This is a genomic window from Anabaena sp. TISTR 8404, assembly GCF_056847745.1.
On the sequence record NZ_CP180578.1, the window covers coordinates 3,918,689 to 3,941,586 of the forward strand.

The following is a 22,898-nucleotide window of genomic DNA, read 5'->3' on the forward strand; positions in this document are numbered from 1 at the left end:
ATGTAGACTACTTAGATTCGGAAACCCATCAGATGAATTTCTGATTTCATGACGAATGATGTTTAAGTAATGTTGCGCAGCTGCGTTGAAGATTACAGCATGATGGAGCGATCGCTAATCTAATTACCAGCAAACTGTAGCAATTTAAATTTCAACCTAAATTATATATATGAATCAAGCAAAAACCCCACTCAATCAACCCGGATTAGTATTAACACCAGGCCCAGAAGGCTGGTGGGACTCTGAACGAATTTCTTCGCCACAAGTCTTGCGGTGTCTTGATGGGACTTGGAAGATGTGGTACTACGGTCGAGACGCTGACTTTGACCGACAAATCAATTTGCCTACTGGTCGTTGTGGTTTAGCAATTTCTGCTGATGGAATTAATTGGCAACGTGTTCAAGGTTCTTTAACTGGAGGGGCTATTTTTGAACCGCACCCAGATCCCCAGCGGTTTGACTCAGCCCATGTTGGCGTTAGTAATGTTTACTTCCGAGATAATCTTTATTGGATGTGGTACTTTGGTGGCGATCGCACAATAGTTGAAATGGGAAAATTTCACGCAAAAGGGTTAAATATGCGCCCCGGCTGTGCAATTTCTCGTGACGGCATTAATTGGGTACGTTTGGAAGGTAATTATCAAGGCGCTTTTCTCGATTTAGGCAAGCCTGGAGAATTTGATGCTTTATTCTGCGCCTGGCCGCAAGTGCTACCTGATGATGATGGCACTTGGAAAATGTATTACCACACCCTCAACCCCGAAAAAGGATTTTTAGTCGGTTTAGCTGTATCTACTGATAATTTCCACTGGGAAAAAGTAGGTCAGATTTTAGCAGCAGGTGAGTCTGGGAGTTTTGATGAGAGAGGCATTGGGACTCGCCATGTGCTGAAAATAAAGGGACAGTACGTCATGTTTTACGAAGGTGTGAATACCAGTGGTTATCACTCCATTGGTTTAGCCATTTCCGATGATGGAATTCATTGGCAAAAAGAAACAGGAGACCAACCAGGAGGTTCTGTCTTTTCTCATGCCCAAAAAGGTTCTGGTCGTTGGGATGCACGGGCAATAGGTACGCCTTGTATTGTACCGATGGATGACGGCAGTTTTCGGATGTATTATATTGGCGCGAATGAAGGTGGCTACGATGAACTATCTTCACAGCATCAAATTGGTTTAGCAGTCAGTGATGGAAGCAATTTTCGCCAGTGGCATCGCTGGGGCGAATAAATATTTTGATTCTGCTATATATCCATCCCCATACCGATAGAGTGACTATCACGTCTGCTGTTTGGGAGATGGCTTCAAATAAGACAGTTAGGCAATATTGAATTGATCCTGATTAAATAAAAATAATTTTGGTATAGGTGCAAGGTATTCAAATCTATACGCATAGAAAAAACTTACATAAACAGGAATCTAATAATGCAGCAGCAAACAGTTAAACAGCATTCCAGGCTAGGTAAGGAAGTATTGCCAGGTTGCAATCTGACGCAACTGACCAACCAACAAATACAGGAATTTAAACAATCTCTTTGGCAAAATGGTGTGATTGTTGTTAGAAACCAACATTTAACTGCACCACAATTAAAAGAATTTGCCAACCAAACTTTTGGAGACTTGGGCTTTAAGTATCTGCCTCAACCCCTAGACCCAGATATAGACCCAGATTTACAAAGTCCTGGTGTAGCTATTTTAGGAAATCCTAAAGAAAATACTCAAGAAATCATCGGACAGTTTGCTTGGCAATGGCATCATGACAAAGACTTTCTACCGAGAACAGAAGGTCTAGATATGAATTCTTTATATGTGGTGATGTTGTATGGCGTAGAAATACCAACACAAGGAGTTGATGGTCAACCCCACACAACTGAATTCCTTGACATGGTAGAAGCTTATAACAATCTTGAACCTGAATATCAACAGCAATTAGAGCAAATGTCAATGTATCATCTGCCCCCAAGAACTTATCAGCCGGGGCCGGATGTGCCGATGAAAAAGCATCCTATTGTTTCGACTCACAAGGTAACTGGGCAGAGAGGATTATATCTTGGTTCAGATACATCAATACCTGTGGGGATGGAAGATGAACTAGATTTAGCAAAACAGTTTTGGCAAGTACTATTTCACAGAGTTTTAGAATATACACCAGTTTATGCTCATGTTTGGCAACCTGGTGATTTGGTGGTTTGGGATAACTCACAAGTTATGCACGCTGGCATTCCTTATGATGCAAGTAAGTGTAAGCGTGTTGCATTACGTGTGGCAGCCCTAGAGAAAACCCCAATTTTCTAGAACTTAAACAAGAGTTTGTCCGATTCCTATGTGCCTCTGTAAGCAGTTTGCATATTCGTAGAATACTGTAGAGACGTTACATGTAACGTCTCTACATAATTTTGGGTTTTACGCTTGTACCTCATTTACCTGAAATACCCTGTATTTCAACCACAGAGGCGCAGATATTACAGCATCAAGAGATAACTTTACCAGGGGCCCCAGATAGCAAAAGTAATTCCTGGGGATTGAATATTCACGAACATAGTTTGCCCATCAGGTGAGAAACAAACTCCAGCAAACTCATTGCTATTCAAACGATTACGAGCAAATTTATAGAGTGAGCCTGTTGGCGTGATGCCCAAAATAAAATCAGTACCATCTCCATCTTCACACAGGAAGATGTCTCGATTGGGGAACACGACAATGTTGTCTGGATTGTCTAGCACACCAGAATTGTTAGGTTCAATATAAAGTTCAACAGTATTGTTACCAGGCGAATAACGCCAAATTTGACCATTTCCAGAACTACTGCCACTCTTACAAGTGAAGTAGACATAACCACCACCGTAAAAGATGCCTTCTCCACCGGAAAATCTGGCAGCACCTTTGTTATACCCTTCTGTTCTGACAGTATCAGTGCTGGGGTCAGGATTGGTAATCTGTACCCAGTCCACAGTTCTAGGCATATTTTTTGGGAAACCTGTAGCTGTGTTGATTCCAGATGACCCGATAATCCTTAAGGCGTATAGTGTACCACCAGCACTCAGGTTGTTGGGTTGGTTGGGAACGAAGCGATAGAACAGTCCATTTGGCTGGTCTTCTGTCATGTAGATATAGCCTGTGTTGGGGTCTACAGCGGCAGCCTCGTGATTAAAACGCCCCATAGCTGTTAGTGGAACAGGAGTAACAAAACTATTCGCACTACTGGGAACTTCAAACACATAACCATGCTTCTTGTTGTTATTGGTTTCAAAGGTTTCTTCACAACTTAACCAAGACCCCCAAGGCGTAGGGCCACCAGCACAATTACGAATAGTTCCGGCTAGGATTCCGCGATGTTCAACCAGGTTACGGGAAGAATTAACGACCAATTTAGTACAACCGCCCCTCGCATTTGAGTTGTACTTGCTGCCAGTGGGAGCGTTCAAACCATTGCTAGAAGTTGGAGTGAGTTCGTGGTTACGAATGAGAATGGTATTACCATTGGTTCCGGGAAAAGCCGCCATACCATCGTGTCCCCCAGGAACTCTATAGCCGTCAGTCATTGTTTGTCCTGTTTCTGATAATCTCCGGTAAGAGAATCCAGCAGGTAAATCTAGGACACCCAGAGGGTCGGTTTGCAAAGCACCGTAAGGCCCGGCAGCTAATGTGCGCTTGGCGTAAAAAGCTTGTAATGGCGATAAGATGACTGCACCTGCTGTTCCGGTTCCAGCTAAGGTGAAAAATTTCCGCCTTGATAATTTCACTGTGTTCTCCTGAATTTTGAATGTAATTTACTGACTGCTTAATTGCTAGTCGTTACTCAGAAGTTGTAAGTGAGTGATGTTAAGAGACGGCTAAGATAACCTTATAAAAGGTATATAAAATACTAATAAAATCCAAAAACTCTCTATAAGTATGTTTATTGGGGATTTTTGAGTAAATTCGTGGTGAATAGAAGGTTGAAATTTAAACGCAAAGTAGCGCCAAGGTAAGCGCAGAGGAATGCAAAGTTTGTTTTGTAAAGCTGTATTAGACAGTAACGAAATAGCTGGCACTCAGGCTGAGGTTGGTGGAGCTTTGAATGATGGCCACTAGTTCCAGATTACTTTCATTTAGGTATAAAGCTGTACCTGTAGCTAAACCAGTTGGTGAGATTCCTAAGCTATAGCTAGATCGGGAGCCAAATAATTGAATAGTGTCTTCTAAGGCATTGAAATCTGTAATTAGGGCGTAGTCGCCTAGACCGGAAGTACTGGTATTACCATCGCTGTAGAATATACCTGTGGTAGTACCGACTACAAAACGATCGCCTCCAAGACTACCAGTCAAGCGGTCAATTTCACCAAAACCTCTACCTACAGAAGCATCTACACCTGTTAGCACGTCGTTGCCGTCATCGCCAAACAAGCGATCGCTTCCAGTACCACCGAAGACAGAATCGTTACCTCGTCCACCATTGATGCGATCGCTACCACTATCGCCATACAGCAAATCATTACCGTCGCCACCTGTAATTCGGTCATTGCCACCATTGCCTCGGATGGTATCACCTGCTGCACCACCTGCTAGGGTATCGTTGCTAGAAGTACCTGAAAGATTGAGTGCAGCAATTACTTGATTATTTTTAGTTCTGTCATAGTTTTCTCCCAGAAATCCCGCATTAAGTACTTTGTTCAAGTTCAGGAGAGTGCTGTTGGACTGGGTAAAGCTATAGCCTTGAAGTAATTGTGTATACAGGGTGTGGGCATAGCCATGATTGCCAACAAAACTTGACTGTCCTGGTTGGAAAAGGTCATACCAGTTGATATAAAGGTCTAAGGTAGCTAATCGCGCATCATAGCCTAGAGTTGAACTGGTATGTATCGCTGTAACACAAGTTGCATCAGTGGGATCTAAGCGATCGCTGGCTGCTACACCTTCAAATTCCGGCCCTGCTGGATCTAACCCGACTATTTGTCCAATAGAACTTCCAGTAAAAGCACGATAAGCAGAACCAGTAAATCCAGCTACGTGCGCCCCCAGGCTATGTCCAATCAAGTTGGTATAAGTTGGATCTACACCATTGTTAATTAAGTACGTAGCCAACTGATTACCGACATCCCGCGTGTTGCCAGCAGCAGTCGGATAATACAAGGAACTAGCTCCTTCTTCCCAATCAACTAAAATGATGTTTGCATTCGACTCGCGCTGTCGAATGGTTTGGGCAATGTTTGCTATCCAATCTGTGGGTGTGTAGTTATTATTTGCATTGCCAGCAGTGCTTTGATAACCATGAATAATCACATAGGTCGGTGCATCAGAATCAATGCGCCCCAAACGGTTAATAGAACCGTTACCCCAAATATTAAAGCTGACTTGAACCATCTGAAAAATCCTATGGGAAAAAGTTATTTTTCTTGGTCAACAAAATCGTTTAACAGCAAAAATTTCAGTTACTTTATTGCTCAGATGTCTGCAATAAAATAAATGTCGATTAAAAATTATTTACACAACTGAATTTTTTGATAAAAAAGAAAGTAGATACTTTCTAAGGCAACGTCTCCACATAAATTTCTATCTCAATTCAGCAGTACCCAGAAATTTATCTATTGAACAAAACTAATTTTGCTATAGCTAAACTAAGCTGGTTACTTAATCTTTTAGTAAAAATCAGTATAAGTTTAATTTAAAATTAAATAAACTTTTATTTATGATTACAGATGCGATCGCCCGTTTAATTTTCCCAAAATAGCAAGCAAATTTTATTTTATAGGAGAAATTTAAACTTAGCTTTTTTTGTCACTCTACACAGAGGAAAAGTCTAATCCAAGGAACAAAATAGAGATAATTATACAATATATTTCAAATAAAACTTAATTTTAAAAAACTTCAACGTTCCAAATATTGGAAATATTGAATACAGCTTTTCTGCAATGCAGAAGGAAGGTATCTTTTGTAAATTTGCAAAATTTTTTCTTGGCTTTGATCTGTACGTGGTAATTTACCATAATTAATGAAATTAAATTTTTCATTAGGATAAAAATCGACTATGTAATTGTGATTTATATAGCTATCTCTTGTATCTAAAGCGTTAATTCTGACAGCACCATTATTCATCGCCTGCATGTGGAATTGATAAGTAAAGTCATGAGAATTTTTTCTCAAAAAATCTCTCATTATTTTAGCAACTCCATCACCAAAACTTTCTCTATACAATTCCTCTAAAAGAATGTTGTAAGGTGTCAAATTACGTGTCTTGGAAAAGACGCATAATAGGCTTTTCTTATCGCCAGCATTTGGTACATGCCTCTTAATTAAAGGCCATATCTTATCTTGATAAGCACTTTGTGCAACAATATTTACTGTTTTATTTTTATCAACAGTATTCGCTGTGGCAACTTGTGAAGCTAAGATTGACGTTGATAAGCTGACTAAAAGCCATTTGGGTAGATTCATCTTTTTTAAGAGATACCGTGCATCTAGCAAAAGAAAACAGTGCAGACTAAATATTGATTACAAATTTACAACTCGCTTTTAGTTTTTTGTATTATTAGATTTACCAGCTTTGTGGACTATGTTCCATATCAAGTTGTCTATAAGTTGCAACACGTTGCGACCTGTCGTTAGAAATAGCTTTGAGTTTCGATGTAAATGACTCTGTGCGATCGCTTGTCTCTGGAGTAAAACGCCCAATTGGCGGATGGTTGACTGTAGATGTCAGCAGTTTTGTGTCAGGGTTTGATGATGAAGCAGGGTTGGGAAGCACTGGTTGTGAATTCACCCTAGATTTCACATCAGAAGACGCAACATTTAATGTCGAAGATGCCAAAATGTTTTTGACTCTTTGGCTTTCTAATCTGCTAGATGCTGTCTGTGTTTGTCTGTTAATCACTTGAACAGCAGTATTTTGGTTTTGCTCATATTCATCATTCACAGCGTATGAAGAATTTGTTGCTGCTGCCAAATTGGCAACATTCGCTACATTTTCTGAGCTAACATCTTCATTAGCAGGTGGTAAAGCTGGCGTAGTCAGTGCAGTTAAGATTTCAGGGAATTTACTACAAATCAGGCGTTCAAATTCCATGTTGAAATGATAGATCGCCTGCTGCCGCCGTTGCCAAAAGGCGAGGATTTGCTGCACGGAAACGGCTTTATAGCGACCTTGATACAGCGCTTCAATTACGGCTAGGTGCAGCCAATCTAGAGGATATTGATTTTGCCAACGGTTAACTAACTCAATGGCACTATAGCCGCTGAGGTCGAAGCTGTAATGAAGGAGTAAAGCTGCTGCCAATTCGGCAGAAGTTTCTGGCGTTTTAGTGAACATGGGACTATTGGCTTGAGGCAACAGGTATAAGTTTTCGACCCATCGCCTATAGCCTAGCGTGTTTTTAGCTATAGGGTTGGTAACCAAGAGTTTCCAAGTATATAAGCAGTGTTTTTCATTTTACTTGGTCAACTGTTGGCTGTCGAAACAATATAGGGTGAATTAATAATTTGTGTGCGGTTAATAGCAACTAAGGCCTGATAAACCATTGCTGCGACTTCCGCTCGTGTTGCTTCTCGTGTTGGCGCGAGTAAATTAGGCTTAGGATAGTTGACAACAATTTTTTGTTGTGTAGCAGTTGCCACTGCTTTTTGCGCATACTCAGGAATAGTATTACTGTCAGTGTAAGGGAGTAAAGTATTGCTTTGGGCTGCGGGTAAGCCTAGTCCGTTGACGAGGGAAACAATCACCTGTAGTCTTTGGACATTTTGATCGGGGCGAAAGGTGCGATCGCTAAATCCACTCACAAAGCCACCACTCGCGGCAATTTGTAAAGCTTTGTAAGCCCAAAAAGTTTGAGGTACATCAATAAATTCAATGGCTGGACGTTTGGGAGTAGGGTTAAAAGCAACAGCCACTAAAGCTGCATATTGGGCGCGAGTCATGGGTTTATCTGGCTGGTAGCTACCATCAGCAAAACCTTGAGTTAAATTCAGGTTGGCTAAGGCGCGAATAAATGGTTCCGCCCAGTGTCCGGTTAAGTCGGCGAAGGTGGGAACTTCCACATCGGGGCTAACAATATAAGGTGAGGCGATCGCTTTTTCTTTACTTTTAGCGACCAATGCCTGATATAGTAAAGCGGCAATCTCACCGCGTGTAATATCCCGCAGTGGTTCTAATAAGTCAGATTGGGGATAGTTGACTACTAGTAGTTTCTGAGTGGCGACAGCCACAGCATTAGTAGCATAACTGGGAATTTGGGCGCGATCGCGGTATACACTTAACACATTCGGGTTGCCTCCTGTAAATTTTAAACCGTTAACAACTGATACGATCGCCTGTACTCTGGTGAGATTGTTGCTTGGGCGAAACGTGCCATCAGGAAAACCGCTAATAAATCCAGCTTCCGCCGCACTGAAAATAGCTGGTGCTGCCCAAAAGTCAGGTTTTACATCAGGAAATTTAGCGGGTTTTGTGCTGCTTGGCAACCCAAAAGTTTTAGCAATCACAGCAGCGTATTGGGCGCGAGTAATAGGTGCGTTCGGGCCAAAAGTACCGTCAGGAAAACCGCTAATTGCACCTCGACTAACCAATGCTTCTACAAACGCCGCCGCCCAGTGTCCCAGCAAATCAGGAAAACTGCTACTCCCAGTCACAAGTCTGGGAGAATCTTCTGTCGCGGCGATGAAATTTACCTGTCCTTTGACTAAAGTCGGATTTAATTGATTACCTGCGGAAACTAAAGGTTGTGAAGCAGCATTTTGTAAATCAAACTCGCCATTATCTTGAAAGATATTACGGGCTGCATCTTGGCTATTACCTAAATCTGGGACAGCGTTAGCATTGACTAACAACCCACCTTGAGCATTGTTAATGATTAAATTTTGCCGTAATACCGGACGGGCATCACGAGAAAGCGCGATCGCAGTCCGGTTATCTGATAATTTGTTATTTGCGATTAATGGGGCGGCTGAGTCCGTCACAGCTATCCCCAAAGGATTCTTTTGAAAAGTGTTCCGCAGCACTTCTCCTTTACTATTCCGCGCCATAAACAAACCACTGGCAGCATTTTGGACAAACACATTATCTAAAATCGCGGGTTTAGCATTTCCTGTGGTAAATATTCCTTCTCGTCCACAGTTAGTAAAAGTATTGTTAGCTATATAAGGAATTGAAGACTCAATCCACACACCAGTGCCTTTAGCAATAGGATTTGTGACGCTCACACCCATGAGACTGGCATCACCTAGCAACAACAAAGTAATATTCTGCACACTAAAAGTTGGACTTTGGTATTCGCCACTCCCAGAAATAACAATTCCTGCACCTTTATTAGTTTCGTTACCAATGATTGTTACCCCCGCAGTCAACACCAAGGGGAATTGTTCACCGTTGGCGCTGCTATAAGTTCCCGATGCCAACTGAATAATTATCGGTGTTGTGGTTCTTAAGGCACGGGTGAGGGTTTTAAACGGACTCAACCGTGAACCATCATTAGTATCTTTCCCCGTTACAGGGTTGACATAGAGTGTGGCCACAAGAGGGGACTTTACCATTGGTTGTTGAGATGCAAGTGTTTAAACGTCACGGCATGAATAATAACTTATGGCAGAAGGTAGAAGGCAAAAGGTAAAAGTATTACTATTGTTAGCATTCATACTTTCACAATTTCCTCACCTATCTGACTACAACTACAGTTTTAGCCGCAATCTTCAAAGCATCATAGCTCTCGTCAATATACCGACGTAGCGCCATTGGTAGCAAGTGGCTCAGGTGATATCTTGATGACTTTGGGATTGGATGTAAGGGTGTAGAAGAGCAAGAATGCGCGGGAGATAATTAAATAAAGTTAAAAATGTGATCCTTTGAGGGTGAAGCATGAGCCTTTGAGGGTGAAACTTGAGCCTTTGAGGCTGGAACTTGAACCTTTGAGGGTGAAGCATGAGCCTTTGAGGGTGAACTTTGAGCCTTTGAGGGTGAACTTTGAGCCTTTGAGGCTGAACTGTGAACCTCTGAGGTTGAAACTTGAACCTTTGAGGGTGAACTTTGAGCCTTTGAGGCTGGAACTTGAACCTTTGAGGGTGAAACTTGAACCTCTGAGGCTGGAACTTGAGCCTTTAAAGTTAAAAATACACCCCTGCACTCACGCGTCCCTACACTCATACACACAGTCTCAAGATTATTTTTCCACGTAAGTCCTACACTACCTAAGTCCTGTGTAAAATAACTAGGCAGATCAGCAACGAGTATCTTCAAAAATTATGGTTACACCTAAGATTGGCATTATTGGTGGTAGCGGACTATATAAAATGGCTGCTCTCAAAGATGTAGAAGAAGTGCAAATCGAAACTCCCTTTGGTTCGCCTTCTGATGCTGTGATTTTGGGGACATTAGAAGGAACAAAGGTAGCTTTTTTGGCGCGTCATGGGCGCAATCATACACTGTTACCTTCGGAGTTACCATTTCGCGCTAACATCTATGCGATGAAACAACTGGGTGTAGAGTATTTAATTTCGGCTAGTGCGGTTGGTTCCTTGAAAGCCGAAGCGAAACCACTAGATATGGTAGTACCAGATCAATTTATAGACCGAACAAAAAATCGCATTTCCACCTTTTTCGGGGAAGGAATTGTGGCTCACATTGCCTTTGGGGAACCGATTTGTAAAAATTTAGCTGGAGTTTTAGCAGATGCGATCGCATCTCTCAATTTACCAGATGTCACCCTACATCGTGGCGGCACATATATCTGCATGGAAGGGCCAGCATTCTCCACCAAAGCCGAATCGAACCTTTACCGCAGTTGGGATGCGACAGTAATTGGTATGACCAACTTACCAGAAGCCAAGTTAGCCAGAGAAGCAGAAATTGCCTACGCAACCTTAGCACTAGTAACAGATTACGATTGTTGGCATCCAGATCACGATAGCGTCACCGTAGAGATGGTAATTGGTAACCTGCAACGAAATGCAGTTAACGCCCAAAAAGTAATTCAAGAAACAGTGCGCCGTTTAAGTGAAAATCCACCACCCAGTGACGCACACTCAGCATTGAAATATGCAATTTTGACTCAATTAGATAAAGCACCAGCAGCAACAAAAGAGAAATTAAAATTGTTATTACAAAAATATTTATAAATATAGGTTGGGTGAAGCGCAGCGTAACCCAACATGGATTTCTGTGTTGGGTGTTGCTACCATTTAGTTCAATAGACCTCTTGCATGAATTAGATTATGCCTACTAAACAAGCGAATTATCTGTAACTCTTTGCGCCTTTGCGCCTTTGCGTGAGACTTAAAATTCGTGTTTTATAACATTCGTGCAACAGGTCTAATGTGAAAAAGCTAATTAATTCTTAGCAAAACCGCAAAGTTCAATTTCTTCCTGAGCAAAATTATCCTTCAATATCTTACGAAGAACACGCTGAATATGCAGGTGTTTTCCCGGCTTAACTTTTGTCAGCGTCAGCAGCAACAGATTATCTTCCCCAAAATGTTCTATTCCAGCTACTCGCGTAGGTTCTAAAACATCTTGTTCTTCCGCTTTTAACTGCTGTCCTACTTTCTCAACCACTCTATATACATGATCTAAATTAGAGTTATATGAAACACTAACTTCTACTCTTGCATATATATACCGTTTAGAATAATTGATAATTGAACCAATATCTCCATTACGAATAATCTGCAATTGACCATCAGGATGGCGGACATGAGTAGTTCGCAATTCAATTGCTTCTACAACTCCCTCAACACTTCTCTCTTCCATTTTTCCAGCTTCAATATAATCACCTACCAAGTAATAATTTTCAAATAGAATTAAAAATCCACAAACGACATCATTAATCAGGTTTTGCGCCCCAAAACCAACTGCTATACCTACAATTCCCGCACCTGCTAATATAGGCGCAGGATCAATGCCAATCAGTTTGAGAATCGTTACTCCGGCAGTAAAATAAATAAAATATTTGGCAAAACTCCGGATTAAAGGAATCAGTGTTAGCCGTTTTTGTTGCTCTGAATCATCAGTATTTGTAGTTCTTAAGTAGAACTCATCAAGAATAAAGTAAGCAACTTCAATCAAAACATTACTCAGAAAATAAACCCCAATAATTTGGACTACTCTAGGAGTATAAGCACTTATCCAAGCAATAGGTTCTATTTCTGGAACAACAAGATTTACTATACCAACATAAAGAACGTATTCCAAACATTTTTTGAATAGTGGAATTAAGTGGCGTAACCGTTCATATAAGCGCAGCAGATCGTTAGAGTTAGAAAATTGTAAACTTAGGTCATCAAGAGTATCAACAATAGTAGCAACAGCTTTGACAATCAGCAAACCGACTGAGATAAAAATGTAAATTTTTAAAGCAATAAAAGTATATTTAGGAACAACTGGCGGGAGGTACAAAAAATTAGCACATAAAATTGCCGAACCTATCCAGAGGCTATGAATAATAATCCTTTTTAATACTGTAAAAAAAGCTTCGACACTTTCATCATTAGCTTTAATTTGATCTATTCTCTTAGCATACTCGCAAATCCAGTCTATACCCCGACTTAAAGGTGCTACGCTAATTTTCACTAGCATTAGCAAACTAATAGTTTTTAAACTTGCTGTGGCAAGATTAATCCAAAATTGATTAGGCAGACTGCGAATTAGATTTAGTTGAAATTCCTGAACGTTTCCACCTCGATAAATTATCATCCCATTTATCCCAACCAGCGCCAGACATAGCACAACACACAGCAAAATTAAAATTCTGCTGATACTCCGACGCAAAAAGGTGATATTTGTAGTTCTTCCTTGCAACCAAGAAACTTTAGCAACCTGCTTGAAGATTATGCCAATCAGCCAGTTAAACAGCCAGGAAATAACTATTAAAAATATAACTTCACCGAGAATAATTAGTATATTCATATTTAAATACTAATTTGCTATAGACTTGTTTAATTGAAAATTTTGAATCATTTAGAGCAAAACATAAATACTGCGATCGCCTGCTAATATCACTAACTTTTCTGCTACCCCTTTACTTGGGAATTCAGCCAGTTTTATTTTTGAGATAATCGGGCTTCAGTTTATCAAAAACCTTATCTGTATCCATAAAAAAGAAGGGTTTTGGACTTATAAATTAGGTGATAAATCCATACCCAAAACCTGTATTTCATGCGCTCTAAAATTAAAAACTTTTGAGGAGTAAACTTTTATGACAATTCAGATAAATGCCTCTAATATTTCGTGCAAGAAGTTATAGACTCTGATTAAGCGGTGCTATCCTGTCAACTCACCGAAAGTGCGATCGCATAACTAATATTGATGAAGCAACACAAGGTTTTTAGATTAAGCTAAAACTTCAGTTTGTAGTAGCGCTTTGCGTAATGCAGTTACTGCTTCTTCTGTATCTATCAATCTATTGATAGCGAAGGCAATATCATCTTCAACTTTTAAAAGTTTAGCTGCTTTTTTGACAGCTCTTTGCTCTGCAATTGAGTAATTTTCATCGGCACGAGCCATTTGAATTGCATGATATAACAATGACCTTGATTTAGACCAAGTAGAAACGTCAACTGAAATCTTGTCTAGCAAGCTTGCTAAATCAGCATTTTTATAGTCAAATGTTTTGTAATTTTCTATTACTTCTTCAGGAGCGCCAGCCAATCTTTGATGATTTACTAACCAGTTAAATTCAGCTTTTGAAACATCTGTATCTGCTCCAGCAATAGCCAGCAGTGCATATCCATAGTTAAGGTATGCTTCAGTAGGAATTGCAGAAATACCTAAATTCTTTTTCAGAAATTCTGAAGCAGATAATACGTCTTTAACCTGACTCATACATTACCTCTCTAATCTTTTTGATAATTTATGTTGCTTATTCTTATGGTTGTTACTTCAAAACACTTGAAATGTGTAACACCACAATTTGTTCTTTTTAATGTGTCCGACTTTTAATAAGAATGCAAGGACAGTTAAGACACTTAAGACAGTTAAGCCATTTTATCATCAATTTATATTGGTAAATGTTTTTGGATTAATTTCGCTTATTAAATAAACCTAATTGATAAATAAATAAACGTCGAAAAAACGGTTATTTGCTATGAAATCATAACTCTTAATTAATTTCTAGTAGACTTCTGGCGGCGGTGATTGTCGGCTTACAATAACAAAGACTCAGCAAAAGAAATTGCGTCTGTCGCCAAATTCAATAACTACCACGAACAAAATCACTTCCGTTTGCACCAACGCGTTAGATCTCAATTTTTGCATTCTTACAGATTGGCGATTATAATAGCGAAAGTACTTAATATTGTTAACCATTCAGCAAAGATTGATATCTTTCTACCCATCGGTTTAAATCACTTACAGGAAGTCTCACAGTAGAATCTGCCTTGAAAAGCAGGAGTGCTGAGTATAATTGGCTAACTGTAGCTGATCTTACACTATACATTTCGTCGATTCCCCAAAGAATTCCGTGAACTTCTATACCAGAACTCGTTGCCAGGTCGCGCAATCGTCGATCACCAGTCATTAAAATACAACTTGGGATCTGTTCTGCAAGAACAAAAGCAAAACAGTCATTTAATGTCAAAGCAGGATAATCTCGATTTACTCTTTGAACTTTGAGAACTTCCTTACCAGATAAGCTGACAACTCTTAATTTTTTCTCTACGATTTCTCTCTCCAAAACTGAAAAATTTACTAATTCTTGTTCAAATAAAACATCAGGAATTACCAAGTCATACGGAAGCTGAACAAAAGCCTCCAATAAGGAGGCTTTACGCAGATCAATTAAACAAGATGTGTCACTAATAAGAACTCGCATCTAATGATTTTGGCCCCTTTAGTCCAGCTTCTACTTTTTCAATGGAACAACGTAAGAGTTCTGCTGCTTTAGAGAGCGAAATCAAATCCTCGGCTAAGGCACGATAGCACAACCTCTCAAAGCGTCGGGGTTTTTCATACTCACCTCTTTGAGCTTTCGGCTCTAATTCTTCTGGTTCATTAGTACGCCAATTTCGAGCCACAGATTGAAACATATAGGTAAGTAAAGAACTAGAGATAATGCCAATATCTCGTAAACGTACAATTAGTGCTGCACCGCTAATTCGATAGATCAGTTTGAGAGAAATTAATTCTCTATATCCAAGTGAATTGCGATGTTTGCCAACTTCTTTTTCCAAATGGGAACGAGGCATAAGAAACGCCCCTGCAAATCGATTGGCAGCAACCTCCTCATCTTTTTCTGACAAATTTTGAGGATCAATTAATCGATGCAATAGTTCATGGGCAAGAGTCAGCCTTCGACGTTCCAATGAACATTTTTTGTTAACAACAATTACTGGTAAATCTGGTAAATCTCCTCGCCTTTTTACAAGACAAGTGAAACCTGATACTTTTTCTGGAAGATCCACAATGAGAACTTTTAAACCCTTTTCCTCAAGAAGTTCAGTCATATTAGGAATCGGATCTAAACCTAGTTTCCAACGTTCTCGTACACGATTTGCAATGTCTTCTGCTTCTTCAATGGAAGAAATTACAGCTAATTGCTCAAATGGTTTTTCCCAATGAGTCCCGTCTAGTTCCAGAATTTCTTCAACTTGGAGGTATCGTTCTACCCATTCGATGACTTCGGTTTCCACACGAGCGCGATCTTTACCATTAGTACTTGCTTTAGTACGAAAGTCAACAGAAGTTAGCTCGATTCCTTGGCTATCCATTAGGTAAGCCAAAGTAACACCTAATGCCTTGCTCAGAGCCAGCAAAACATTAGAACTGGGAGTCATTTCACCTCGTTCATATTTGCCAATTGCCTGTGCAGACACTTTACCATCTAGAACTTCGGCTAAATCACGTAGTGAATAGCCAGCTTTTTTTCTAGCGAGCTTGATACGAGTGCCGATCATAAGGTGGTTGGTTTACAAATTTGTGTTAAAATATTTATTGTAAACTTTTTGTGGGCAAAAAATCCCACAGGAGACAGATATATGTCAAAAGTTCATATAGTTCCGTACAATGGTGCATGGGCTGTAAAAGTTGAGGGGAATCCCAATCCTCTTAGTACTCACCAAACCCAAAGCAGTGCGATCAATGCTGGAAAACCATTTGCCCAGTCACAGGCATCAGAACTGGTTATCCATCGTCCCAATGGCCAAATTCGTGAGGCTTGGTCCTATGGCAATGATCCATATCCACCTAAAGGCTAATCAAAAAGCCCCAAAGATGTGGGAGTCTAAGGAGCTTTAACAAATCGAGTGATTTTTAGGGCTGCGGCTATAGCTACAGTCCTTTCTTAAATTAGCTTAAACCATCTTGCTGCCAAAATTTATAAACTTCTTTAGTAAACTGATGAAGTAAGGCTTTGCAAACATCATCTCAAGTGGACTCTCGGCGGTGGTTGGCTGCTTGTAACAAGAGAGATTCAGCAAATGCGATCGCCTCTGTTGCAGATTTACCGCCAGCTAACTGAGCAAGTTCTTCTCTACGAGTATTGATGTTATCTAAATAAGTAACTCGCACAACTGTACGCTGTTCTGCACTGCCGTTGTTGGCTTTTTTACCTTTGCCTTGGGTGATAATTTGCTTGTCCACCCGGAAATGACGGTCAGCCATTGCTGCAACTAAAGGTTGGTGCGTCACACATAATACTTGATGGTGTTGGCCGAGTTGGTATAATTTTTCCGCGATCGCTTGGGCGACTCTCCCAGAAACGCCGACATCTATTTCATCAAATACCAATGTCCCAGCGGAGTCTGCTTGCGAAAAACAAGCTTTCAGTGCTAATAAAAAGCGGCTCATTTCCCCACCAGAAGCAATTTCTGTTAATGGTTGCAATGGTTCGCCAGGGTTGGGACTAAACACGAAGGTAATTTTGTCTGCACCAGCCGCAGTTGGGACGATGGGTACTATCTCCACTTGGAACTGTACTTTCTCCATCGCCAGAGGTTTCAGTTCTGCGATCAACCGAGATTCTAAATTATTCGCAGCTTGACGGCGGAGTTTGGTTAATTTTTGGCAAGCTTGAGTTAGTTTATCAAAACAAGTTTTTTCTTGCTGTTCTAAACTTTCGATGGATTGTTCACTATCGTTGAGTTCGGCTAATTCTTGTTGGATGCGTTGGTAATATGCGATCGCTTCTGTGAGTGTCGGCCCATATTTACGGCAAATTTGCTTTAATTCTCGGATTCTTTCTTCTACTTCTTCCAATCGCTGGGGATCAGCTTCTAAACTATCCCCGTAGGCATTAATCTGTCTTCCAACTTCGACGACTGCTGTTTGTGCGTCTCTCACCAATTCTAATAATGATTGCAGTTGGCTATCATATTCCACCATGTCATTTAAGGTGGCTTCACTATCTCCTAGTAAGTCCGCTGCGGCTGGAGTATCTCCGTCGTTTTGATACAAAGCCTGATAGATTTTGTAACTCATCTGTTGCAAGTCAACGACGTGATTTAAGCGTTCGCGTTCTTGCGTTAATTGTTCTAATTCTTGGGGTTCGCTGAGGTTGGCTGTTGTTAACTCTTGCACTTGATAAGTAAGCAAGTCGAGTTGTTGCAAACGTTCCCGTTCAGAGGTGCGGCGTTTTTCTAAGGCAAGATGAGCTTGTTGGTAAGCATTATAGGCTGTAGCAATTACTTGCCGTTGCTGGATTAAAGCATCGCCACCATACACATCCAACCATTCACGGACTTGGGCAGGTTGTCCGACTTGGACTGTTTGACCTTGGGCAGTAATTTCTACTAAGCGATCGCGCAATCCTACCATGATTTGCCGATTGACTAACACACCATTCACCCGCGATCGGCTGCGGACATTACTACCTGTAGTTGTAACTTCTCTACTAATTACTACTGAGTTTTCATCAATTAAATCTATTTCTTGTTCAGTTAACCAAGCGGCGAGGGCGGAACTAGATTTAAAAGTTGCTTCTACCATCGCGCGGTTTGTCCCAGTCCGAATCACTCGACTGGAAACTTTGCCGCCCAAAGCCGCATCAATCGCATCTAAGATAATCGATTTTCCTGCGCCAGTTTCACCTGTTAAGACATTTAGCCCAGCGCCAAATTCTAGTTCCAGTTGATCAATCAGGGCAAAGTTTTCAATTCGCAGACCTAGCAACATCAAGCTTCTCCCTCGTTAGTGCTGAGTGCTGAGTGCTGAGTGCTGAGTGTGTTTTTGAAAAAATCTCAAATTTTGTAGTGCCGTAGGCACACAGCGCCTTGACTCAGCACTCAGCACTTTCTACTCAGCACTTAGAATGGAACTAGTACGTCCATTTCAGTGTAGCAAACCTCGCTATTGCCTCTGCTGGTGTAAATAAATATTTTGAGTAGTAGTAGCGACAACATTCTTTTTCGGAAAATGCTAATTAAGCTGATCCCCAATTTTAGGGATGTTGGCAGCTAAACATATTGTTACAATGCTTAACATATTCCATTCGACTGGTGGCTTTCTTCATGATGGTTAAGACACTTCCCCAAACTTCCCAACCGATTGAGGGCGAAATACATAAAACTGTAGTCGTATCAGACGATGGTACACAAACTCTGGTTATTCGCTCGCCAAATTTGCTGGTGCAGAATGCCGAGTCTGAAGCAATCCGATATAATCCCGTAGAAGTTGCGGCACATTACCAAAGTAGACCATTAGAAGTTTTACAACGGATTACTACTGTATTGCGACCAACTCTAGCCTTTGTGTTTGGGTTGTGGTGGGACAGCAAACGGGGAATTGTTGTAAAAAATGACCGTCGCCGCGCGGCTCAGCTGAGAGAACTGCTGACACGATTGGGGCCTGCTTATATCAAAATTGGGCAAGCTTTATCCACCAGACCGGATTTAGTACCGCCTGTTTATTTAGAAGAATTAACTAAGTTACAAGACCAATTACCGCCCTTCCCGAATGAAATTGCTTACCAGTTTATTGAAGAAGAACTGGGCGCACCACCAGAAGATATTTATACAGAATTGTCACCGCAACCAATAGCTGCGGCTTCTTTAGGACAAGTTTATAAAGGTAAACTAAAAACAGGCGAAGAAGTTGCAGTTAAAGTTCAGCGCCCCGATTTAAGAGAACGAATTACTATTGACTTATATATTTTGCGCCGCCTTGCTGGTTGGGTACAAAAAAATGTCAAACGGGTGCGGAGTGATTTAGTCGGGATTTTAGATGAATTAGGCGATCGCATTTTTGAAGAAATGGATTATATCCATGAAGGTGAAAATGCCGAGCGCTTCTTTCAATTGTACGGTCATATAAAAGACATCTACGTACCAAAAATTTACTGGGAATATACCAATCGTCGTGTATTGACGATGGAGTGGATCAACGGTACAAAATTAACCCAGACAGCAGAAATCAGCGCTCAAGGTATAGATGCGCGTTACCTAATTGAAGTTGGTGTGCAGTGTTCTCTGCGACAGTTATTAGAACATGGATTTTTCCACGCCGACCCTCATCCAGGTAACTTGTTAGCCACACCCGATGGTAAATTGGCTTATCTCGACTTTGGGATGATGAGCGAAATTCAGCCACCCCAGAGATATGGTTTAATTGAGGCGATCGTTCACGTAGTTAACCGTGATTTTGAAGGATTGGCTCAAGATTACGTCAAACTGGACTTTTTAACACCAGACACAGACCTAACGCCAATTATTCCCGCATTTGCCAGAGTGTTTGCTGATGCCCAAGGTGCTAGTGTAGCGGAACTCAACATTAAAAGCATCACCGACGAACTCTCAGCTTTGATGTATGAGTATCCTTTCCGCGTTCCTCCCTACTACGCTTTAATTATCCGCTCTCTGGTGACACTGGAAGGGATTGCTATCTTTATCGATCCTAACTTCAAAGTTCTTAGTGAAGCTTACCCCTACGTTTCTAAGCGCCTATTAACTGACCCAGCACCACAATTAAGAACCTCACTGCGAGACTTACTATTTAAAGAAGGCAAATTCCGCTGGAATCGCTTAGAAAACTTGTTACGCAATGCCCGCAATAATGAAGACTACGACTTTAATTTAGTGTTAAATCAGGGGATAGACTTTTTATCTTCTGAACGTGGCGCATTTATTCGTGACAGGTTAGTAGATGAATTCGTCAACGGAGTTAGCGCTTTAAGTAAAAATGTTTTGCATAACTTCACTTACCTGCTACGAGAAAGAGTGGGCTTAACAACTGTCAATGAAACGCCAGCAGCAACAGTTGAACAGCAACAAACCTTAGAACATATCAAACGAATTTTGCAAATTCTCCAAGAAACTCGTGGTTTTGAACCAATACAGATGGCTCCTCAGTTAGCCCAATTATTAGTAAATCCTGGTGTGCAGCAGTTGGGTCAGCAAATTGGGGTTCGGTTAGTACAGAAGTCCATATCACGTCTCATTCGAGAGTTATTAGCCGCAGAAGACATTGCTGAAATTAGAAAATTTAGCTAATACTTTACTTCACAAAAACTAACCTAACTAGAGCTAGTCAAACTAATTCAACATCAAATTAGGGTGTGTTGTCGCATAGCGCAACGCACCATTTTAATATCTGGGGTGGTGCGTTAGCTGTGCGCCTTGAAAAATCTCCTCATTTTTTCTGTATTTTGGATGCTGTATTTTGTATCCAAAGTAAAAGAACTTGCAAGTTCAAATTCTTCTGTATTAACGAGCTATCTTTTCAAGAATTTATGGGTTTAAGGACAAATTTGACAGCCGGATTGTTGATTTTTACAACATTAATGACTGGAGTATTGCCTGCTATGGCTCGTCCAGCAACTTTGACAAGTAGAAGTAATCTGCGAACAGGTGCATCTTTAACAGCATCTGTAGAAGAAATTTTACCCATAGGCAGTAATGTAGAGGTTTTGAATATTACTGTAGGAGATGATGGCAATTACTGGTATTACGTGCAACCGCAGGTGGAAGGTACATTAAGCGGTTGGATACGGAGTGATTTAGTCAGATTTAAGCCAAGCAATAAGCGTTATGCAACCATAGCGGGGTCTCAGGGTAGTAAAATTAACGTGCGTTCATCTCCTAACCTAGAAAGCAAAGTTGTGCATAACGGCTTGTTTGGTGATTTGGTAACTGTAGAAGATTCTTACAAACAGGCGGGTCAATACAGTTGGTATCGCATCAAGTTTCCAACTAATGTGACTGGTTGGGTGCGAGAAGACCTACTATCGATATGGCCGCAAGGATGTATCATTACTTGTCCAGCAAATTAAGCGATGTCTAGACTTACACTTAATCCCTAACTACCAGCTCTAATCCTGATAAAGTAAGGTGAGCGATCGCTACTGTACCGAAATACAAAATCTCGCTACACATCATCTAACCTATGACTCTCATACTTTATGACCCTAGAGAGAATAGGTTTGAGATAATAATAATGATAAACTTTTTCAATAAATTACATAGTTTTGTGACTTACGGATCTAGCTATACTACCGAAGAGTCCTTGTTTAGTAGGGTTTTAGCTCTGACTGTAACAAGCTGACTTATAAACTTGACTATTCCATAAGGTTAAGAGAGACTAACTAATGACAGATGTATTGACTTATTAAATTAATAACTTTTGTAAATTTTCTGAGATATTTATATTGAGAGATGGAACATTAGTTAAAAAATGGCAATTTTGTATCTAAGTAACAATGTTCCGAGGGCAAGCTTTCTAGCATTGTGCTAAGGAGTACAGTCCAAGCTTACTATCGTGGTTGGCCAAAAGCATGGAGACATTAGAATTCATAATTTATCCAGACGGTCGGGTACAAGAGAAAGTCACTGGCATTGTGGGTGCTTCTTGTGCCGAGGTTACAGCGGCAATTGAAGCACAGCTGGGGCAAGTACTTAGTCAAGAGCCAACCTCAGAGTTTTTCGCAAATCAGGTACAACAATCTAACCTAGCGAATACCCAAGCTACTTACAGCGAATGGTAAGTTTTCCAACAGTTTATTGTCGTTGATTTACAACCACCATGTCACACTTTAGCCAAATTAAGACTCAAATCCGTAACCTTGAATCCTTAAAAGATGCGCTAACTGATTTGGGCATCGACTGGAAACCCGGCCCGCGTGAGGTACGTGGCTATCGCGGTCAAACCCATCCTGCGGAAGTGACCATTGAGCAGGAAAATGGCTATGACATCGGCTTTAGATGGAATGGCAAAGAATATGAATTAGTTGCTGACTTGCAATACTGGCAGCAAAATCTATCTGTAGACGGTTTCTTGCGTCAAGTAACTCAGCGTTATGCTTTCCAAACAGTTGTGAAAGAAACTGCAATGGCAGGCTTTCAAGTTACTGAACAACAAAAAAATGAAGACGGTTCTATTCGCTTAGTAGTACAACGCTGGAGTGCGTAATGTCTGATTTTCTGCCTTCGCCGGAAGAACAGGAAGATAACCGTTCCGGTTTGGAACCAGAGTTAGGCGGTTTTTTGCGGGATGACCCAGAACGTACTGGCTTGGAACCGGAATTGGGTGGAGTGTTGCGGCAAAAAGGTGTTTATGTTGACGAAATTACCTGTATTGGCTGTAAACACTGCGCCCATGTTGCGCGAAATACTTTTTACATTGAACCAGATTACGGGCGATCGCGCGTAATTCGTCAAGATGGGGACGCAGAAGAAGTTATTCAAGAAGCAATCGACACCTGTCCGGTTGATTGCATTCATTGGGTAGATTACACAGAACTTAGAAAGTTAGAAGATGAGCGCAAATATCAAGTAATTCCTGTTGTTGGTTATCCGGTAGAACTGGCAGTTGCTGCTTCTGAAAAACGACGGAAAAAGCAAAAACTCAAAAACAAAAAATCCCGTTATTAAAATAAACAAATTAAATAATTACAAAAGAGGACTGGTTAATCCAGTCCTTTTATTTTTAATTAATTAGGTCTTAAGACTTCAATTGCGCTTACTAAACGAGAAAAGCTCTGTAAATCTTTGCGCCTCTGCGTCTTGGCGTGAGATATAA

19 protein-coding genes are annotated in these 22,898 nt (G+C 40.8%); 9 read left to right on the forward strand and 10 right to left on the reverse strand.

Going from position 1 to position 22,898, the window contains the following annotated elements:
• Positions 1 to 169 precede the first annotated feature (169 nt).
• Both ACMX3D_RS16875 and ACMX3D_RS16880 read left to right on the forward strand, forming a co-directional pair.
• Positions 170 to 1,228, forward strand: a complete 1,059-nt coding sequence (locus ACMX3D_RS16875) for a glycoside hydrolase family protein (RefSeq protein WP_482747038.1) — start codon at positions 170 to 172, stop codon at positions 1,226 to 1,228.
• Positions 1,229 to 1,423: 195 nt separating this feature from the next.
• A complete protein-coding gene (locus ACMX3D_RS16880; protein ID WP_482747039.1) occupies positions 1,424 to 2,293 on the forward strand; it encodes a TauD/TfdA dioxygenase family protein in 870 nt (289 codons plus the stop codon).
• Between the two features lie 188 nt (positions 2,294 to 2,481).
• Here ACMX3D_RS16880 and ACMX3D_RS16885 read toward each other — a convergent pair whose 3' ends face one another.
• From ACMX3D_RS16885 to ACMX3D_RS16905, 5 genes are all read right to left on the reverse strand, one after another.
• A complete protein-coding gene (locus tag ACMX3D_RS16885) occupies positions 2,482 to 3,741 on the reverse strand; it encodes an alkaline phosphatase PhoX (RefSeq protein ID WP_482747040.1) in 1,260 nt (419 codons plus the stop codon).
• 265 nt (positions 3,742 to 4,006) lie between these two features.
• The gene (locus tag ACMX3D_RS16890; RefSeq protein WP_482747041.1) at positions 4,007 to 5,341 is read right to left on the reverse strand and encodes an alpha/beta hydrolase family protein; all 1,335 of its coding nucleotides are present in this window, start codon (positions 5,339 to 5,341) and stop codon (positions 4,007 to 4,009) included.
• Between the two features lie 504 nt (positions 5,342 to 5,845).
• A complete protein-coding gene (locus ACMX3D_RS16895; RefSeq protein ID WP_482747042.1) occupies positions 5,846 to 6,412 on the reverse strand; it encodes a hypothetical protein in 567 nt (188 codons plus the stop codon).
• Between the two features lie 100 nt (positions 6,413 to 6,512).
• On the reverse strand, positions 6,513 to 7,283 hold the full coding sequence (locus ACMX3D_RS16900) for a hypothetical protein (protein ID WP_482747043.1): 771 nt from the start codon (positions 7,281 to 7,283) through the stop codon (positions 6,513 to 6,515).
• Positions 7,284 to 7,411: 128 nt separating this feature from the next.
• Positions 7,412 to 9,499 carry an S-layer homology domain-containing protein gene (locus tag ACMX3D_RS16905; RefSeq protein WP_482747044.1) on the reverse strand — a complete coding sequence of 696 codons (2,088 nt, stop codon included), beginning with the start codon at positions 9,497 to 9,499 and terminating at the stop codon, positions 7,412 to 7,414.
• A 705-nt stretch (positions 9,500 to 10,204) separates the two neighbouring features.
• On the opposite strand from ACMX3D_RS16905, the gene ACMX3D_RS16910 reads away from it, so the two are divergent.
• Positions 10,205 to 11,077, forward strand: a complete 873-nt coding sequence (locus ACMX3D_RS16910; RefSeq protein ID WP_482747045.1) for an S-methyl-5'-thioadenosine phosphorylase — start codon at positions 10,205 to 10,207, stop codon at positions 11,075 to 11,077.
• Between the two features lie 211 nt (positions 11,078 to 11,288).
• Here ACMX3D_RS16910 and ACMX3D_RS16915 read toward each other — a convergent pair whose 3' ends face one another.
• The 4 genes from ACMX3D_RS16915 to ACMX3D_RS16930 form a co-directional block, all read right to left on the reverse strand.
• Positions 11,289 to 12,863, reverse strand: coding sequence for a mechanosensitive ion channel family protein (locus ACMX3D_RS16915; protein ID WP_482747046.1), 1,575 nt, complete (start codon positions 12,861 to 12,863; stop codon positions 11,289 to 11,291).
• Positions 12,864 to 13,286: 423 nt separating this feature from the next.
• On the reverse strand, positions 13,287 to 13,778 hold the full coding sequence (locus tag ACMX3D_RS16920) for a TerB family tellurite resistance protein (protein WP_482747047.1): 492 nt from the start codon (positions 13,776 to 13,778) through the stop codon (positions 13,287 to 13,289).
• Between the two features lie 475 nt (positions 13,779 to 14,253).
• A complete protein-coding gene (locus ACMX3D_RS16925; protein ID WP_482747048.1) occupies positions 14,254 to 14,766 on the reverse strand; it encodes a PIN domain-containing protein in 513 nt (170 codons plus the stop codon).
• Complete coding sequence (locus tag ACMX3D_RS16930; RefSeq protein WP_482747049.1) at positions 14,750 to 15,847, reverse strand: helix-turn-helix domain-containing protein; 1,098 nt, start codon at positions 15,845 to 15,847, stop codon at positions 14,750 to 14,752. Before ACMX3D_RS16930 ends, ACMX3D_RS16925 begins: the two co-directional genes overlap by 17 nt.
• 3 nt (positions 15,848 to 15,850) lie before the next feature.
• On the opposite strand from ACMX3D_RS16930, the gene ACMX3D_RS16935 reads away from it, so the two are divergent.
• Positions 15,851 to 16,147: a DUF2188 domain-containing protein gene (locus tag ACMX3D_RS16935; RefSeq protein WP_482747050.1), complete on the forward strand. Its 297-nt coding sequence runs from the start codon at positions 15,851 to 15,853 to the stop codon at positions 16,145 to 16,147.
• Positions 16,148 to 16,316: 169 nt separating this feature from the next.
• Here ACMX3D_RS16935 and recN read toward each other — a convergent pair whose 3' ends face one another.
• A complete protein-coding gene (gene recN, locus ACMX3D_RS16940) occupies positions 16,317 to 18,062 on the reverse strand; it encodes a DNA repair protein RecN (protein WP_482747051.1) in 1,746 nt (581 codons plus the stop codon).
• A 335-nt stretch (positions 18,063 to 18,397) separates the two neighbouring features.
• Here recN and ACMX3D_RS16945 point away from each other — a divergent pair, with 335 nt between their 5' ends.
• The 5 genes from ACMX3D_RS16945 to ACMX3D_RS16965 all read left to right on the forward strand — a co-directional run bounded on the left by ACMX3D_RS16945 (position 18,398) and on the right by ACMX3D_RS16965 (position 22,750).
• Positions 18,398 to 20,374 carry an ABC1 kinase family protein gene (locus ACMX3D_RS16945; protein WP_482747052.1) on the forward strand — a complete coding sequence of 659 codons (1,977 nt, stop codon included), beginning with the start codon at positions 18,398 to 18,400 and terminating at the stop codon, positions 20,372 to 20,374.
• 239 nt (positions 20,375 to 20,613) lie between these two features.
• Entirely contained in the window at positions 20,614 to 21,153 is a 540-nt protein-coding gene (locus ACMX3D_RS16950) for an SH3 domain-containing protein (protein WP_482747053.1), read from the forward strand.
• 501 nt (positions 21,154 to 21,654) lie between these two features.
• Entirely contained in the window at positions 21,655 to 21,864 is a 210-nt protein-coding gene (locus ACMX3D_RS16955; RefSeq protein ID WP_482747054.1) for a DUF2997 domain-containing protein, read from the forward strand.
• Positions 21,865 to 21,902: 38 nt separating this feature from the next.
• Positions 21,903 to 22,289 carry a DUF1257 domain-containing protein gene (locus tag ACMX3D_RS16960; RefSeq protein ID WP_482747055.1) on the forward strand — a complete coding sequence of 129 codons (387 nt, stop codon included), beginning with the start codon at positions 21,903 to 21,905 and terminating at the stop codon, positions 22,287 to 22,289.
• Positions 22,289 to 22,750, forward strand: coding sequence for a ferredoxin (locus ACMX3D_RS16965; protein WP_482747056.1), 462 nt, complete (start codon positions 22,289 to 22,291; stop codon positions 22,748 to 22,750). The genes ACMX3D_RS16960 and ACMX3D_RS16965 overlap by 1 nt, the downstream gene beginning before the upstream one ends.
• The last annotated feature ends 148 nt before the right edge of the window (positions 22,751 to 22,898 follow it).